The following is a 16,540-nucleotide window of genomic DNA, read 5'->3' on the forward strand; positions in this document are numbered from 1 at the left end:
TCAGAAGAGCCGCGTGGAATCTTGCTTGTGAGGTGCCGAAATAAATTCGGCATGACTTTTTAGTTAAAAGAATATAGCGTTTAGACTCCAGAGAATTCTGTAATCATGAAATTGTTATTTGGATTACCTGTTAAAAGTCAATCGTTTACCGGCTTTACCTTCAATAATACTTCCATTATTGTAAGCCAGATTTCCCGATATCAAAGTATAAGCCACTTGAGATCGGAAGGTATTGCCTTCAAACGGGCTCCAGTTACATTTATACAGGATATTACTTTTATTTACGTTCCAGGGTTTGTTTAAATCTACAAGTACAAGGTCGGCCCAGTAACCTTCGCGGATGAAGCCACGTTTTTCTATTTGAAAAAGGGTAGCTACGTTATGCGCCATTTTTTCTGCAATTTGCTCGAGGCTTATTTTGCCATGATGATATAGCTCAAGCATAGCGGGCAAAGCATGCTGAACCAACGGTCCGCCGGATGGTGCCTGCAGGTAAGGCTGCTCTTTTTCTTCAACGGTATGCGGGGCATGATCGGTGGCAATAACGTCAATCCTTCCGTCGAGTACAGCACGTAAAATACCATCACGATCTGCCTCTGTTTTTACCGCCGGGTTCCACTTAATATAGTTGCCTTTTGTTTCATAATCCGCATCGGTAAACCATAAGTGATGGATGCAGGCTTCGGCAGTAATCCGTTTATCTTTTAGCGGTATTGTGTTGTCAAAAAGATGTGTCTCACGCTCGGTAGAAATGTGCAAAATATGCAAGCGGGTGTTGTGTTTTTTTGCAAGCTCAACCGCCATTGATGACGACAAATAGCAGGCCTCCGCGCTCCTGATTTTTGGATGCATCCGCACCGGAATATTTTCGCCAAGCAGTTGTTTGTAATGGGCAAGATTGCTCTTGATGGTAGCCTCATCTTCGCAGTGAGTTGCAATCAGCATTGGTGACTGAGCGAACAGTTTTTCGAGCGTGTGAGGGTCGTCAACCAACATGTTGCCCGTAGATGAACCCATGAACACTTTGATGCCGCAAACCTTGCTGGTATCGGTGCGCAAAACCTCATCTAAATTGTTGTTGGAGGCACCCATAAAATATGAATAATTAGCCAGCGAATTGCGCGACGCGATCTGGTATTTATCCTCCAAAAGTTCCTGCGTTAACGTGTTGGGAACGGTGTTGGGCATCTCCATAAATGAAGTGATACCGCCCGCAACAGCAGCCCTCGATTCTGAATAAATATCGGCCTTATAAGTTAAGCCCGGCTCGCGGAAGTGTACCTGGTCGTCGATGCAGCCTGGCAGCAAATGCAGGCCTTCTGCGTTGATGATTTCATCGGCTTGCGCGTCAATTACCGGATCGATACGATCTATCAAACCATCTTTGATCAATACATCGGCAACGTATTGTTTATGCTCGTTAACTATGGTGGCTGCTTTTATCAGAATTGTAGACATGGGTAGATTTCGGATTTGGAAATTTCGATTTCGGATTTATTAATATGATGCTTATAACAGGTCAAACTTACAAAGTTTTTGAAACTTCGTAAGTTTCAATAGCGGTGGCTATTTCCTGCTCTATCGGAAACTGCCCCAAACTTTTATAAATGGCAGTACCATTGGCGTCGCTATCCTTTACGGCCCATGTTGCCATTGCGTACATTACCGGCCGCAATTCCATGCCCGATTCGCTGAGCCGGTAGGTTACGTAGGGGGGCACAACAGGTTTTGATTCCCTTATGATGATACCATCAGCTTCCAGTTGTTTCAGGTGCTGGATCAGCATTTTTTCTGTAATGGTGGGGATAGATTTTTTTAGCTCGCTGTAACGCTTGCTTCCGGCTAAAAGGTGAAACAAAATGATCGGTTTCCAGTACCCGCCTATGCGTTCCATAACATAAGTTACCGGGCATTCTTTAAATGCGGCTTGTTTGTTTTCCTGTATGGTTGAGCTTTCTTTTATTGCTGTCATGGTGATACATACTTTAGGGTAAGTACTTGTAAAAAAGTAAGTACAAAAATACCTTTGCTTTCAATAAAAACAAAAACATTATGAAAATTATAGTAACAGGTTCAACAGGCAATATAAGCAAACCTTTAACACAAACTTTAACAGCCGCAGGGCATAACGTAACCGTAATCAGCAGTAACGCCGATAAGATAGCCGAGATAGAATCATTAGGGGCTAAAGCAGCAATAGGTTCATTAGCCGATGCTGATTTCTTAACACAAACATTTACCGGAGCCGACGCGCTTTACGCCATGGTGCCGCCAAACTTTGGTGCAGAAAGCTTAAGGGCATACCAAAACGAAACAGGTAAAAGCTATGCCGAAGCCATTAAACGATCGGGTATAAAAAAAGTAGTTGCGTTAAGCAGCATCGGGGCGCATTTGGATAACGGTGTAGGCCCTATAAAAGGCATCCATGATGTTGAGGGGATTTTGAACGGATTAGATGGCGTGGCCGTTAAGTTTATCCGTGCACCGTTCTTCTATATCAATTTTTTCAGTAATATCCCGCTTATCAAGCACCAGGGGATCCTTGGGTCAAATTATCCCGCAAATACAAGGCTGATCATGGTACACCCTAAAGATATTGCGGCAGCAGTTGCTGAAGAGTTGCAAAAGGATTTTACGGGTAAAAGTGTACGCTACATTGTAAGCGATGAGTCAACATCCGGCGGGGTTGCAGCCGTTTTAGGTGAAGCAATCGGCAACCCTAACTTGCCATGGATTGAATTTACTGATGAACAGCTTGCCGAAGGCTTATCACAGGCAGGTGTTCCACCCGAAATGACCCGCAATTTTGTTGAGATGGGCACTGCGGTAAAAAGCGGAAAAATTTGGGAGGATTATGATAAGCACAGGCCTGCATCGTCTGGTAAGGTGAGTTTGCAGGATTTTGCCAGGGAGTTTGCTGCGGTATATAACAGCTAAATTTTCTCATGTAAAAGTCATTATTGCTGAGAAAGCAGTAGGTGGCCTCATCCAACCCCCACCTCAGGTGAGGGTTGGATGCTTTTTTGAAGGCTCCACTTTTGGGAAATTTAGAGATGTTCCACTGATTTGTACCCCGCAACGATCACTTGTGAACGATACGCTCTTCTTGTTTCCTGGTTCTTACTTTCCTGACTCGCACTTTCCGCATTGTTCCTACTTCAACAAAAAGCCTATCTTTGCGGCATGGCAGTAACCTTTGAAGATTTTAAATTTAACCGGCAAATTTTGAACGCGATAGCAGATGCCGGTTATACCGAAGCTACGCCTATCCAGCAAAAAGCCATTCCACCGATATTGAACGGGCAGGATGTAATGGGCATAGCGCAAACGGGTACCGGTAAAACGGCCGCCTACGTATTACCTATCATCATGAAGCTTAAATATGCTCAGGGTGAGCATGCACGCGCGCTCATCATTTCGCCTACCCGTGAGCTGGCCATGCAGATAGAAGAGAACGTGAAAATTTTCGCCGCCAATACCGATTTACGTGTGGTGGTGCTTTATGGCGGTATCGGCCCTAAAACACAAATTGAACAGATCAACAAAGGGGTTGATATTATCGTTGCTTCTCCGGGCCGTTTCATGGATATTTACCTTGCCGGGCATATCGTAACCAAAACATTGCAGGTGCTGGTTTTGGATGAAGCTGATAAAATGATGGATATGGGCTTTATGCCCCAGATAAACCGCATATTGGAAGTGGTACCTGTGAAAAGGCAAAACCTGCTTTTTTCGGCTACGATGAGCGAGAAGGTGCACCAATTGTCGGCTAACTTCCTGGAGTTTCCTACGGTTATTGAGGTTACCCCGCAGGCAACGCCCGCGCAAACGGTTAACCAGCATTTATACCATGTGCCTAATATTAAAACCAAAATCAACCTGCTTAAAAGGTTGCTTGATAATGAAGGCGACATTACTAAGCTGATTGTATTTTGTAAAACCCGTGCGGTGGCCGAAGACGTATTTAAATTTCTGACCCGTAAATTTGGCGAAGAAGAAGTGAAAGTGCTCCATGCCAATAAAGGGCAAAATACGAGGATCAACTCCATCAATTCATTTAAAAACGATGATGTGAAGATCCTGGTGGCTACCGATGTGGCATCGCGTGGTATTGATGTGAGCGATGTAAGCCATGTCATTAATTTTGATGTACCGGTGGTGTATGAGGATTATGTACACAGGATTGGTCGTACAGGCAGGGCATTGCAATCAGGCGAGGCCATTACTTTTGCTACGCCGTCTGAAGAGTATTATATCCGCAAGATTGAGAAACTCATCAAGCAAACCATTCCCGTTGAGCATGTTCCCGACGATGTGTTTATTGAGGAAACCCCTTATGAAGAACGCCAGGACCAGGCCCGGGAGATAGATATGCAAAAGCGCAAAGAAGACCCCGATTTTAAAGGGGCTTTCCACGAAAAGAAATCCCTCAACCAGCGTAAAAAGTTTGATGCCAATAAAGACAAGGCTAAATATGGCTCAAAGGCTGCAAGGCAGGGTTCAGGCCGATCATCCAAAAGCAAAAAAAGACACTAAGCCCATCAATGAAATTCAGATTTACCCCCTTAAATTTTTTTACCGCTTTTTTGGTAGCGGTGGCAGCCTATGTTTTTATTTACGGGGCCGGTATGGCCGGACGTCCGCTTGAGCATTGGGGTGGCACCATAGGCTGGATCTTTTTATTGTTTGCGTTTGTGGTTTTTGTGATTGATATCATGTTCCGCAATTTTTTTATTGAAACCAAAAAAATATGGATGGTAGAGACATTTTTCATTGTTTTGGTTATAATTATATTCTTACTTGTTAAATAAATTTTGAAATGAAAACTGCTGAAATAAAGCTTACCGTTACGCTTGATGATAATAACGTTCCTGAACATATCCTTTGGGAATCAACCGACTCAACCAACAAGGAAGCGCTACCCGTAAAATCGATGATGCTTGCCCTGTGGGACCAAAGCTATAAAAATACCCTGCGCATTGACCTTTGGACAAAGGATATGCCTGTTGACGAAATGAAGCGCTTTTTTTATGAAACCCTGCAAACCATGGGAGACAGCTTTTTACGCGCTACCGGCGAAAAGAATATTGTTGAGGACCTGCGCGATTATTGCGCCCACTTTGCCGATAAGATGGAGATAACTCAAAAATAACAACCTAATATGCGCCTTAGCTCAATTTTATCATTCGCAGGGTTTGCCCTGTTATTTGTTGCAACCTATTGCCCGTTGCTGCGGGTATTCCATGTAACCAGCTGGAATATTTATAAGCTTAACCAACCTTATGGGCTGGTGCTTTTACTGGTAGCTGTTGTCGGGATCATAGTATCGTTCCTTAACCAGGCTAAAATTATGCGTGTGACTGCCTGGCTTTCGGTGGCTCTTGTAGTATTGCTGCTGGTTGCCGCTATTATGAAGGTTAATTCGGCATTTAGCTTTATTCCGTTTAAAGGTATTAACAGATTTTTAACCAGCCAGCTTAAATTTCAATGGGGTTGGTACGTGATGTTTGCCGGCCCGGTTTTGGCTTTAATTGGCGCGTTAAGTAGTAAGCCAAAAACTTTTATGCCAATTACGGCAGATCCTGCTGCAAATTAATACTCCCCGGGTGTTTAAAAAAAGCTGTAACGTTTACTTTACAGCTTTTTTTAAACATATTTGTAATTCAGATTAATACGGATACCTAATGTCAAAGTTTTCCTTCCGCCAGCAGGTTTTAGCTGGCTTTGTAGTGTCAATCATTCTTGTTTTTGTGGTGGGCATTTTGTCCTTTAACAGCCTGCGCCAATTTGAAGAGGATAATGCCTGGGTTGATCATACTCAAAGGGTTATTCATACGTCAACAAGTTTATTGCAGGATCTGGTAGATGCCGAAACTGGTATGCGTGGCTATGGTGCTACCAATAACAAGGCATTCCTTGAACCCTATAATGCCTCTTTGCCTAAAATAGCCGATGGCCTTGCCACTTTGAAGGATTTAGTGAAGGACAATCCTGTGCAGGTAAAACGTATTGATTCGATAAATAAACTGGTAAAGGAGCAATTGCTGATACTCAAAACAAACGTTGAAACACGCGGAAGCCAGGGGCTTGACTACATGGTGCAACGGGGCATGTTTTTAAATGGCAAAGAGAATATGGATCAGGTCCGTATGCTTATTGACCATATGACCAACGCTGAAGAGCGATTGCTTACCAACAGGGAGGAAAGCTCGCAGGAAGCATCTACATTTGCTAAGATCGTAATTGCATGCGGATCATTGGTATTCCTGTTCATTATCCTGATGTTGTTCTTCTATATTCAAAAAACATTTGATCAGCAAAGGAAGACGGAAGAGGAGGTGCGTGTTGCCAATATTGAACTTGGTAAGGTACTTGCCGATAACGAAGCTAAAAACTGGCTGCTTACAGGTACCGGCCAATTGAATGAGAAGATGCAGGGCCAACAGGTTGAAAAGGAACTGTCAAATAATATTCTGTCTGAAGTTTGTACTTACACGAATGCCGCGGCAGGTACATTTTACCTGTATAACGAAGCAAACAACAGGCTTGAGCTTTATGCTTCATACGCGTTCCACAATCCTGATTTTGTTAAAAAATCGGTACAAATGACCGAGGGCTGGCTTGGCCAGGTAGCTAAGGATGGTAAAGCGGCGGTTGTAAAAGGCAAACTGAATGATAAGCTTGAGCTTTCATCGTCGGTATTAAAAACTGAACTGGCCGAATCGTTTATCATACCTTTCTTTTTTGATAAAAAGCTTAAAGGCGTAATGGAGGTTGCTTTTAATGAAGGGATCTCAAAAAATAAATCGGAATACATTTTAGCTATCGCCAATGATATTGGTATAGCTGTTAATACTTCGCAGGCGCGTACTATTATGCACGACCTGTATGAGGAAACCCAGCAGCAGGCCGAAGAGCTGGAAGCACAACAGGAAGAACTGCGGGTTACCAATGAGGAGCTTGTTCAAAAAACTGAAGAGCTGCAGGCCTCAGAAGAAGAACTCCGGGTGCAGCAGGAAGAACTGCGTACCACCAATGCCGAGCTGGAAGAAAAAGCCAGTTTGCTTGAAGAAAAAAACCAGGCCATTGAACAGGCCCGCCAGGCTATCAATCTTAAGGTTGAAGAACTGGAAACCACGGGTAAATACAAATCGGAGTTTTTGGCCAACATGAGCCATGAGCTGCGTACACCGCTTAACAGTATCCTGGTACTGGCGCGGATACTTAAAGATAACAAGCCCGCCAACCTTTCTGAAGACCAGATCAAATATGCCAGCGTGATCTTCAACGCCGGTAATGACCTGCTTACTTTGATCAATGATATCCTCGACCTTTCAAAAATTGAATCGGGCAAGCTGGATATGCAAAATGAGGATATTAAGGTAAGCGATATTGTTGGCGATATGGAAATGCTGTTTGCCGAAGTAGCCAGCAACAAAAAAATTAATTATACAACAAGTATAGACAGGCAACTGCCGCAAACCATATTTACCGATAAGGTACGTATAGAGCAGGTGATCAAAAACCTGTTGAGCAACGCGTTTAAGTTTACTTCTGAAAACGGTTCTATCGCTATCAATGTAAAGCCGGGTGTTAAAGATAAAACCATCAGCTTTGCCATCAAAGATTCGGGTATCGGGATCCCTGCGGATAAGAAAAAAGTAATATTTGAGGCATTTCAGCAGGCCGATGGTTCAACAAGCCGTAAATATGGCGGTACCGGTTTAGGTTTATCTATAAGCCGCGAGCTTGCTTTCCTTTTGGGCGGTAGCATAACCCTGAGCAGTGAGCCGGGCATAGGCAGCGAATTTGTACTTACAGTGCCTTTTGAAGCTAAATTAACACCCGCCGCCCTAATTGAAGAGGCTTTGCCAACTGCCGAAACTTTTAAACCTGTAACAGAGTTCCTGAGCCCGGTTAAAGCTGCCCCGCGCGACCCCGGCAAAGAGCCTTTGGTTGTAATTGTTGAGGATGATAAGAACTTTGCAAACATATTGCAGGATTATGCCCGCGATCATGGGTATAAATCAATTATGGTGTATGAGGGTACCCGGGCGGTTGAAATTGTGAAGGAAGCCAAACCTGATGCAGTGATTCTGGATATTATGCTACCTGGTAAAGATGGCTGGCAGATTTTGAAGGAGTTAAAGAATGATGAGGATACGATGCACATCCCTGTTCACCTGATGTCGGCCGGGGATGCCGCAGCAAACCGCGTACGCCGGGAAGGTGCCATCAACTTCATGAAAAAACCTATCAATACCGAAACGCTGGATAAGCTTTTCGCCGATATCATGGTGCAAAGCGGCACCAGGTTTAAACAGATCCTGCTGGTTGAAGATCACAAGGCCCAAAGCCAGGCTTTGAAAGACCTTATGCAGGGCCAGGGGATTACCGTCGATCAGGCTTTTGACGGTGAATCGGCATTCAGGTTGCTGCATGAAAACGAGTACCAGTGCGTGATCCTTGACCTTAACCTGCCTGATATTTCAGGGTTGGATTTGCTGGATAAGATCAAAGAGGTTGATCGCTTTGCTTCATTGCCTGTTATCATTAATACAGCTATGGAACTTGATAAAACATCGGTTAACAGGTTAATGCACTATGCCAACGCCATGGTGGTTAAAACCAATAAATCATCCGACAGGCTGATTGACGAGGTTAACCTGTTCCTGAACAAGATAAGCGAAACGGCAAATGGACAGCTACAACAGGTGTCACCTGCAGTTCCTGCAAAGCCTAAATCATTAACTAAAGGCAAAGATGCTATTAAGGGTAAAAAAGTGCTCATTGTTGATGACGATATGCGCAACATTTTTGCGCTGAGCAGCGCCCTGCAAAGCTATGACCTTAATGTAGAGATAGCTAATGACGGTGAAGAAGCCATAGCTAAACTTGAGGATATAAAGGATATTGACATAGTACTTATGGACATCATGATGCCAAAAATGGATGGCTATGAAGCTACCAGGCATATCCGTAAGCAAAACAAATGGGCTAAATTACCCGTAATAGCATTAACTGCAAAAGCAATGAAAGACGACCGCGAAAAATGTATAGCGGCCGGCGCCAATGATTATATCACCAAGCCAGTTGATATGGACAGGCTGATTTCGCTGATGCAGCTTTGGCTTGAAAATTAGTTATGGATACAGAGCAGGGAATTATATCACATGCGCAGGTTCATGAGCTTATTGATATTGTAAGAAAGGTTCATGGCTTTGATTTTTCGGGTTATACCAAAGCTTCATTAAAACGGAGGTTAACCCGTATTATGCTGCTCAACAAGTTTGAGTTTTATGACCTTAAACATGTGCTTATTAATGACGCAGACTTTTTTCAAGGCTTTTTGGAAGAAATTACGGTTAACGTAACCGAGATGTTCCGCGATCCTTCATTCTATCGTGCGGTTAACTCACAGGTTGTTCCATATCTTTCAACTTATCAGCACGTTAAAATCTGGAGTGCAGGCTGCTCAACGGGCGAAGAGGTTTACTCTATGGCCATATTGCTGAACGAAGCTGGTTTGGGAAAAAAGTCGTTCATATACGGCACGGATATCAATACCGAGGTTTTAAAGGAGGCCCGCAAAGGGATCTACAGTTTGCGCAATATAAAAACCTACGCGGAAAATTATCAATATACTGATTTAAAAGGTTCAATTACAGACCATTTTACCATTTTGTACGATGCCGCGTCGATACACAATGAGTTAAAACAAAATACATTGTTTTCGGTGCATAATTTAATATCTGATACTGTATTTAATGAGTTTCAGATGATAAGTTGCCGGAATGTTTTTATTTATTTTGAAACTTACCTGCAGGAACGGATCCTTGACCTGTTTTATAAAAGCCTTTGCCCGCTGGGTTATTTATGCCTTGGCAGTAAAGAAACCATTCGGTCAGATACGTTTAAAAGTAAGTTTAAGGTGATCAACCAAAAAGAAAACATTTACCAAAAAGTTGGGACCTGATAAAAAGTTACTGGAAAGATGGCATGCCGCCCAGATCGTATTATTGGGCGGATCGGCAGGCTCGTTCAAAATTTTATTCAAGATCATAAAAGATCTTCCCGAAAAACTGGGAAAAACCGTAATTCTTATCATACACAGGAAAAAAAATTTTTTCAGCGAAATAGAAAAACTATTTGCCGAGAACAGCCGTATGTACATGCGCGAAATTGAGGACAAGGATATTCTTAAAACGGATACTATGTATATTGCCCCGGCAAACTATCATACCTTAATTGAACGCGGCGGTTATTTTAGCCTGGATGTTTCGGAGCCGGTATGGTATTCAAAGCCATCAATTGATGTTACTTTTGAAAGCGCCGCCGAGGTTTATGGTGACAGGTGCATGGCGATATTACTTTCAGGTGCCAACCAGGATGGCGCCGAAGGCTTATTAAAATTAAAGAAGAGCGGCAGCCTTACCATAGCGCAGGAGCCCGGCGACGCGGAAATGGCCGAAATGCCAAAGGCAGCTATAAATTTAGGTGCTGCCGATTATGTTTTAACACAGGATGAGATTTTTAAACTTTTACTTTCATGACAATCACCAACCCCCTAATTAATATTAAATGACCCCTGTTAATATTCTTATAGTTGATGACAGAGAAGGGAACATCATTGCTCTGGAGGCATTGCTTAAACGCGATGATATCAAAATATTTTCTACTACCTCGCCAAATGAAGCCCTTAAAATTGCCTGGGAAACCAATATTGCCATTGCTTTAGTTGATGTTCAGATGCCCGAAATGGACGGCTTTGAACTGGTGGAAATGCTCAAATCAAACCCGCGTACTAAAGATATCCTGGTTGTTTTTGTTACAGCTATTTCGAAAGAAGCCAAGTATGCTGTTAAAGGCCTGGGTACCGGCGCTGTAGATTATCTTTACAAACCGCTCGATCCTTACATTACATCGGCCAAGGTTGATTCATTTGTACAACTGGCCCGCACCCAGGCCGAAATAAAACAAAAGAACGATGAGCTGCAGAACTACGCCATAGTTGTAAAAAACTCGGCCGATATTATCACATCGGTCGACGCGCAAAGTCTCCGCATTGACAATATCAATCCAACCGTCGAAAAAATAATGGGTTTCAGGCCTGATGAGCTTATTGGTAAAAGTATTGTTGACCTGGCCATAGACGATCATAAGCCGCCGTTTCGCAAAAAACTGGGTGAAATCATAAAAGACAACCTGGCCTATGCCATTTTTGAATTTAAGTTTGAAACCTTTGATAAAAGGGTAATTTGGGTGGAGTGCCGCGCGGCATACCGCAACAAAACCATATTTATTAATATCAGCGATATTTCTCCGCAAAAAAGTTACCAGGAGCAGCTCATCAAATCGAAAGAAAACGCGGAATACAGCAAAAAGGTAAAAGAAACCTTTTTGGCCAATATGAGCCATGAGCTGCGTACACCGGTTAATGGCATAATAGGTATCACTTCGCTTTTGCGTAAAACAGATCTTACCGATCAGCAAGTGGGGATGCTTGATTTGCTTGATACCTCATCAAAATCGTTGTTGGGTGTGATCAATGATGTACTTGATATCTCCAAAATTGAGGCTGGTAAATTCAGCATCATCCGAGCGGCCAATAATGTTTATGACATTGTAAACTCGGTTTTTAACCTGCTTAAATTTAAAGCCGACGAAAATAATATTGAGTTTTTGCTGGATATTGAAGATGAAGTACCGGAATACCTCATGGTAGATTCATTACGCCTGAACCAGATATTGATGAACCTGCTGAGCAACGCGCTTAAGTTTACCGAAAGGGGTTATGTAAAGCTGAAGATTACCGTACTTCAAAAACACAATGATAAGGTAAAGCTGAAATTCAGTGTTGAGGATACGGGCATCGGCATCCCGGCCGACAGGCTTAACAGGATCTTTGATTCATTTGAACAGGCCGAAGAAGATACCGTAAGCAAATACGGTGGTACCGGGCTTGGTTTAACCATTGTGAAAAAGCTTGCCGAGCTAAAGGGAGGCGAACTTACCGTAAGCAGCCAGGTAGGCAGGGGCAGTACTTTCAACTTTGTATGCTGGTATACCATCAGTATTAAACCCAAAACTAAGGTAACTGCCAAAACTGATAAAATATTGCCGCCGTTTAATAATGTACGGGTGCTGGTAGCTGAAGATAACATGGTTAACCAGTTTATGCTTTCCAAAATATTAAAGGACTGGAATGTAGAGGTGGAGATGGTTGATAACGGTCGTAAGGTTATTGAAAGGCTTACCAATAAAGACTATGACATTGTTTTAATGGATACACATATGCCCGAAATGAACGGTTACCAGGCAGCTAAAACCATCAGGGTTGATTTTGAGGAGCCTAAACGGAGTATTCCCATCATATCGCTTTCGGCAGCAAGTTATGACCATGAGCAGCAGGAAGCATTATCGGCAGGGATGAACGATGTGCTTTCAAAGCCGTTTCAGCCATACCAACTGCATGAAAAAATGTCGATGTTATTGAAGGTGGGCATTTAAAACTCAAGACTGGTTTGCCCAACGCCCATTACCTTTGCCTCATGCTCAAGCAGCCATTTTTTGCGCCATATACCGCCCGCGTAGCCGGTTAAGCTGCCATTTGACCCTATTACCCGGTGACAGGGCACTACAACCCATAGGTTGTTACGGCCATTGGCAGATGCTATTGCCCTTATAGCCAACGGATTATTCATTTGGTTTGACTGCTGGGCGTAAGTAATGGTTGTTCCGTAAGGGATCTGGATCAACTCGTCCCAAACCTGTTGTTGAAACTCACTGCCTTCCTGCTTTATAGGAAAGGTAAATTGCTTCCTTGTACCGGCAAAGTATTCATTTAACTCATCAATAGCAGCTTGCAGCAGCGGGGTAGGAGCAGGAGCAATCTCATATTCCTCATCGCGTATCGATACTGATGCTATAAAGCCATCTTCTTCGGTTATGCGGGCAATGCCAACCGGCGTGCGGAAATAAGCTACAGGCATGGTAATTGGTATGTTATATTCAAAATTAAGCTAATTTTTTTAGCTTGTCAAATGTCCTTACTCACTCGCAGGTAATTATTACATTTGCGGTGATGAAACTTGTTAACGAAACCTGGTACCTGCTCAAAAAGGAAGTTTTGCTGGAGTGGCGGTCTAAATATGCTTTTAATGGCGTTTTGCTGTATGTGGTTTCAACGGTTTTTGTTTGTTATATCTCCCTCAACTTAAATCCCGGTTTTTCCAATAGCAGCGGTTACCCCATAGTTTGGAACGTGTTGTTTTGGATCATTATGCTGTTTGCATCAGTAAATGCCATAGCCAAAAGCTTTATGCAGGAAAGTAAAAGCCGGCTGCTCTATTACTATTCTATTGCCAGTCCGCAGGCAATTATCCTATCAAAAACAATCTATAATATTTTGCTGATGGCTTTATTAAGCACATTGGCATTGGTGGTATTTAAGGTGTTTTTCCCCAATACCCTTGGCGATCCGCTGTATTATTTTCTTGCTGTATTGTTAGGAAGCATCAGCTTTTCTACTGTGTTCACCATGATCTCGGCCATCGCGTCAAAGGCGGGTAATAATGGTACCCTCATGGCTATATTAAGCTTCCCGGTTATTATTCCTGTTATACTGGTGCTTATTAAGTTAAGTAAAAGTGCAATGGACGGGGTAGACCGGAGTTTCTTTTACGGCAACATAGGCGTTTTGTGCGCTATCAATGCCATTGTAATAGCTACTGCTTTACTGCTTTTCCCATACCTGTGGAGGGACTGAGTAGGGGACGATGCTTAAGTTTTGAAAAGAGAGGTACTGAAATAAACGTGATGGCTTGTGAATATATTTATCGACATTGTGCGTAGGGCAGCGTTAGGGATTGCAGCGGAAAACCCACAGCGCGGGCAGGCCATGCAGTACAGGCGAGGCGAGGATTTGCAGCGTAAAGCCCGGGCCGCAGGCAACGCCCACATGACAGCAAATTGCTCCAACTTGCGCTTGTTGTTAACGAGTGCTTACAATGGGCTTACGTTTATAACGTAAGCGGAGGCGATACAATCGCCAACCCACATTAAGCGCTCATTAAAAATCAGCGCAAGAAAAATAAAAACGAGCGGAAGAAAAAGATTAAAAATATAAATTCTCTAATTTAATAAATTCGGGTTCAGGCATTACCGCAACAAAAATTATACACCGGCAATTCATTAACCGTTCATAAAAAATGCGTTTTTTAGCAGATTGAAAAAATATCCTAATTTTAATTAATGCGTTTTTATTGGTTTTTGCTTATCGCGTTTATATGTCCGCTCATCGTTTCGGCACAAACCGGTACTATTACAGGTAAGGTAGTGCGGGCCGATACTAAAAGCCCGGTAGCCAATGCCAGCGTATTTTTAAATAATGCCACCTACGGTACCTCTACTGCCGAGGATGGTACTTTTACCCTGGCTGGCGTGAAGCCGGGACAATACCAACTGGTCGTCACTGGCGTTAGCATTGAAGAATATTCCACAACGGTGCTGGTTGGCCGCGAACCTGCAAAATTAAGTATCGAGGTTAATCAAAAAGTGCTGATGCTGCGCGAAGTAGTGATCAGCAGCAGTGCCGATTGGAAAAAGAACTATGAACTGTTCCGTAAGGAATTTGTTGGTGATACCGAAAACGGCAAGGAATGTAAGGTAACCAATCCACATATTTTAAATATCATTTATCATAGGGGTAAACAACAGTTGGAGGCATCAGGCGACGAGTTTTTGGTGGTAGAGAACCTGGCGCTGGGCTACCGTACCAAATTTTTGCTCAAAAACTTTTTGTACGATGCTATTGAGCATACCATATCCTATTCGGGAAGTGCGCTTTTTGAAAACCTGCCCGGTAGTTCGGCACAAAAGAAACTCTGGAAGCAGAAACGCGAACAGGCCTATTATGGATCGGCCCAGCATTTTTACCGCTCGCTTTATAAAGGAACGTTAAAACAAGAAGGGTTCGAAGCGCATGATTTTACGAGGCAAATTAATCCGGAGCGGCCGGAAGAAGCCGTGTTGATGCAGAAGATGAAAAAATACCGGGAGGGGCCGCGCGATTCGGCGATGCGTTATTATAACCTGTCGAAAATGACCAAATGGTACCGGGAAAACCTCGCGAAGCTACCCTACCAGGAGTTTGAGATCTTGAGGAAAACACCGCAGGATGGGATTTATGCCCTTACCTTTCCGCATTTTTTATATGTAGTATATACCAAACGCGAAGAAACTACCGAGTTTAAGGACGTTTATCATCCGCTGGATATGCCTAACTACGAAACCAGTATCATGACCAAATATTCAAGTTATATTGCTTTTGATATGAACGGTATTGTGATATCAAGCCCGAGCCCGCTTTATGAGGGCTCATGGTCAAAAGCAAAGCTTGGCGATTTGCTGCCGGTTGATTATGAGCCGGGGGATTGATTTTGGTCATTATGTCATTGCATCATTAGGTCATTTTTTATTTGCATGAATAATGACTCAATGACCTAATGAATAATGACAATGAAATTTCACTACATTTGCCTGCATAAATCATATGAAGTTTATTTATCAAACATGGTGGAAGGTTGCGGCTGTTTTGCTGGTGCTGTCTACCTTTTACACAGGCTTGGTTTTCAAAGCGCCGAGGCTGCCAATTATTCACGAAACCATCCGTAATTTGTATTTTCACGTACCCATGTGGATGGGGATGCTGACTGTTTTTGTGGTATCGGTTTATTTCAGTATTAAATACCTGCAAACGGGTAAAGAAGAGCATGACCTTGCTGCTGTTGAGAGCGTTAATACCGGGTTGCTGTTTTACACTTTGGGCCTTTTAACCGGTATGCTTTGGGCAAAATTTACCTGGGGTGAATTTTGGAGCGGCGACCCTAAACAAAACAGTGCTGCCATCGCATTTTTGTTGTACTGCGCTTACCTGGTGCTCCGCAACTCTATTGATGAGGAGCAAAAGCGGGCCAAGATTTCGGCCATCTACAATATCTTCGCTTTCCCCATCATGATTGTGCTGATATTTGTTTTGCCCCGCATGACAGATTCATTACACCCCGGCAGTGGCGGTAACCCTGCATTTGGTAAATACGACCTTGATAACGGTATGAAGATAGCCTTTTATCCGGCTATGTTAGGCTGGAGTTTTATTGCCCTTTGGATAGCAACTATCCGTTACCGCATCCGTTTAATTGAGAATAAGAAGAACGCTATAAATTAAGATGAAGAAATTAACGCTTTTATTGTTGCTGCTTACGTTTTGTACCGTTGTTTTTGCACAACCAGGGCAGCAGGTTGAAATGGCCGACGCTTTGCGCCAGTCGGGAAAAATTTACGTGGTTGTAGCAACTATTTCCATAATTTTTGTTGGCCTGGCCATTTACCTGTTTACTATAGACCGCCGGTTAAAAAAAGTCGAAAACGAAAAGTAGTTCAAATAATATGTTTAAACAATTTAAACATATTATTCATGGCGGTGTTAGGTAGTGTATACGGCACACTAACTAAGAAATATTTGCAATATTGATAAAAA

At 43.0% G+C, this 16,540-nt stretch carries 16 protein-coding genes; 13 read left to right on the plus strand and 3 right to left on the minus strand.

The genetic code is table 11. From position 1 onward, the window contains the following. Positions 1 to 123: 123 nt before the first annotated feature. On the minus strand, positions 124 to 1,458 hold the full coding sequence (locus ABIC84_RS13285; RefSeq protein ID WP_429263834.1) for a dihydroorotase: 1,335 nt from the start codon (positions 1,456 to 1,458) through the stop codon (positions 124 to 126). Between the two features lie 67 nt (positions 1,459 to 1,525). Beyond that, positions 1,526 to 1,972, minus strand: a complete 447-nt coding sequence (locus ABIC84_RS13290; protein ID WP_429263835.1) for a winged helix-turn-helix transcriptional regulator — start codon at positions 1,970 to 1,972, stop codon at positions 1,526 to 1,528. An 80-nt stretch (positions 1,973 to 2,052) separates the two neighbouring features. On the opposite strand from ABIC84_RS13290, the gene ABIC84_RS13295 reads away from it, so the two are divergent. The 9 genes from ABIC84_RS13295 to ABIC84_RS13335 all read left to right on the plus strand — a co-directional run bounded on the left by ABIC84_RS13295 (position 2,053) and on the right by ABIC84_RS13335 (position 12,510). Continuing rightward, on the plus strand, positions 2,053 to 2,937 hold the full coding sequence (locus ABIC84_RS13295; protein ID WP_429263836.1) for an NmrA family NAD(P)-binding protein: 885 nt from the start codon (positions 2,053 to 2,055) through the stop codon (positions 2,935 to 2,937). A gap of 246 nt (positions 2,938 to 3,183) precedes the next feature. Further along, positions 3,184 to 4,536 (plus strand): DEAD/DEAH box helicase, encoded by a 1,353-nt coding sequence (locus ABIC84_RS13300; protein WP_176623691.1) that lies wholly within the window; start codon positions 3,184 to 3,186, stop codon positions 4,534 to 4,536. An 8-nt stretch (positions 4,537 to 4,544) separates the two neighbouring features. Next, a complete protein-coding gene (locus tag ABIC84_RS13305; RefSeq protein WP_090524369.1) occupies positions 4,545 to 4,811 on the plus strand; it encodes a hypothetical protein in 267 nt (88 codons plus the stop codon). A gap of 8 nt (positions 4,812 to 4,819) precedes the next feature. Then, positions 4,820 to 5,152 (plus strand): gliding motility protein GldC, encoded by a 333-nt coding sequence (gldC, locus tag ABIC84_RS13310; protein WP_090524371.1) that lies wholly within the window; start codon positions 4,820 to 4,822, stop codon positions 5,150 to 5,152. 9 nt (positions 5,153 to 5,161) lie between these two features. Next, positions 5,162 to 5,596, plus strand: coding sequence for a hypothetical protein (locus ABIC84_RS13315; protein WP_429263837.1), 435 nt, complete (start codon positions 5,162 to 5,164; stop codon positions 5,594 to 5,596). Between the two features lie 88 nt (positions 5,597 to 5,684). Further along, positions 5,685 to 9,143, plus strand: coding sequence for a response regulator (locus tag ABIC84_RS13320; RefSeq protein ID WP_429263838.1), 3,459 nt, complete (start codon positions 5,685 to 5,687; stop codon positions 9,141 to 9,143). A 2-nt stretch (positions 9,144 to 9,145) separates the two neighbouring features. Next, positions 9,146 to 9,976 (plus strand): CheR family methyltransferase, encoded by an 831-nt coding sequence (locus ABIC84_RS13325; RefSeq protein WP_429263839.1) that lies wholly within the window; start codon positions 9,146 to 9,148, stop codon positions 9,974 to 9,976. Beyond that, positions 9,966 to 10,553 (plus strand): chemotaxis protein CheB, encoded by a 588-nt coding sequence (locus ABIC84_RS13330; RefSeq protein WP_176623699.1) that lies wholly within the window; start codon positions 9,966 to 9,968, stop codon positions 10,551 to 10,553. The genes ABIC84_RS13325 and ABIC84_RS13330 overlap by 11 nt, the downstream gene beginning before the upstream one ends. Positions 10,554 to 10,581: 28 nt before the next feature. Then, entirely contained in the window at positions 10,582 to 12,510 is a 1,929-nt protein-coding gene (locus ABIC84_RS13335; protein WP_429263840.1) for a response regulator, read from the plus strand. Here the strand turns inward: ABIC84_RS13335 and ABIC84_RS13340 are convergent. Continuing rightward, positions 12,507 to 12,992: a methylated-DNA--[protein]-cysteine S-methyltransferase gene (locus tag ABIC84_RS13340; RefSeq protein WP_429263841.1), complete on the minus strand. Its 486-nt coding sequence runs from the start codon at positions 12,990 to 12,992 to the stop codon at positions 12,507 to 12,509. The genes ABIC84_RS13335 and ABIC84_RS13340 overlap by 4 nt on opposite strands. Before the next feature lie 92 nt (positions 12,993 to 13,084). On the opposite strand from ABIC84_RS13340, the gene ABIC84_RS13345 reads away from it, so the two are divergent. The 4 genes from ABIC84_RS13345 to ABIC84_RS13360 all read left to right on the plus strand — a co-directional run bounded on the left by ABIC84_RS13345 (position 13,085) and on the right by ABIC84_RS13360 (position 16,439). Next, complete coding sequence (locus tag ABIC84_RS13345; protein WP_429263842.1) at positions 13,085 to 13,768, plus strand: heme exporter protein CcmB; 684 nt, start codon at positions 13,085 to 13,087, stop codon at positions 13,766 to 13,768. A gap of 485 nt (positions 13,769 to 14,253) precedes the next feature. After that, a complete protein-coding gene (locus ABIC84_RS13350; RefSeq protein WP_429263843.1) occupies positions 14,254 to 15,438 on the plus strand; it encodes a carboxypeptidase-like regulatory domain-containing protein in 1,185 nt (394 codons plus the stop codon). Positions 15,439 to 15,553: 115 nt separating this feature from the next. Then, on the plus strand, positions 15,554 to 16,228 hold the full coding sequence (gene ccsA, locus ABIC84_RS13355; protein WP_317131846.1) for a cytochrome c biogenesis protein CcsA: 675 nt from the start codon (positions 15,554 to 15,556) through the stop codon (positions 16,226 to 16,228). A gap of 1 nt (position 16,229) precedes the next feature. Continuing rightward, the gene (locus ABIC84_RS13360; protein WP_429263844.1) at positions 16,230 to 16,439 is read left to right on the plus strand and encodes a CcmD family protein; all 210 of its coding nucleotides are present in this window, start codon (positions 16,230 to 16,232) and stop codon (positions 16,437 to 16,439) included. Positions 16,440 to 16,540 lie beyond the last annotated feature (101 nt).

Origin of the sequence: Mucilaginibacter sp. 3215, from assembly GCF_050433785.1 — a bacterium.
GTDB lineage: Bacteria > Bacteroidota > Bacteroidia > Sphingobacteriales > Sphingobacteriaceae > Mucilaginibacter.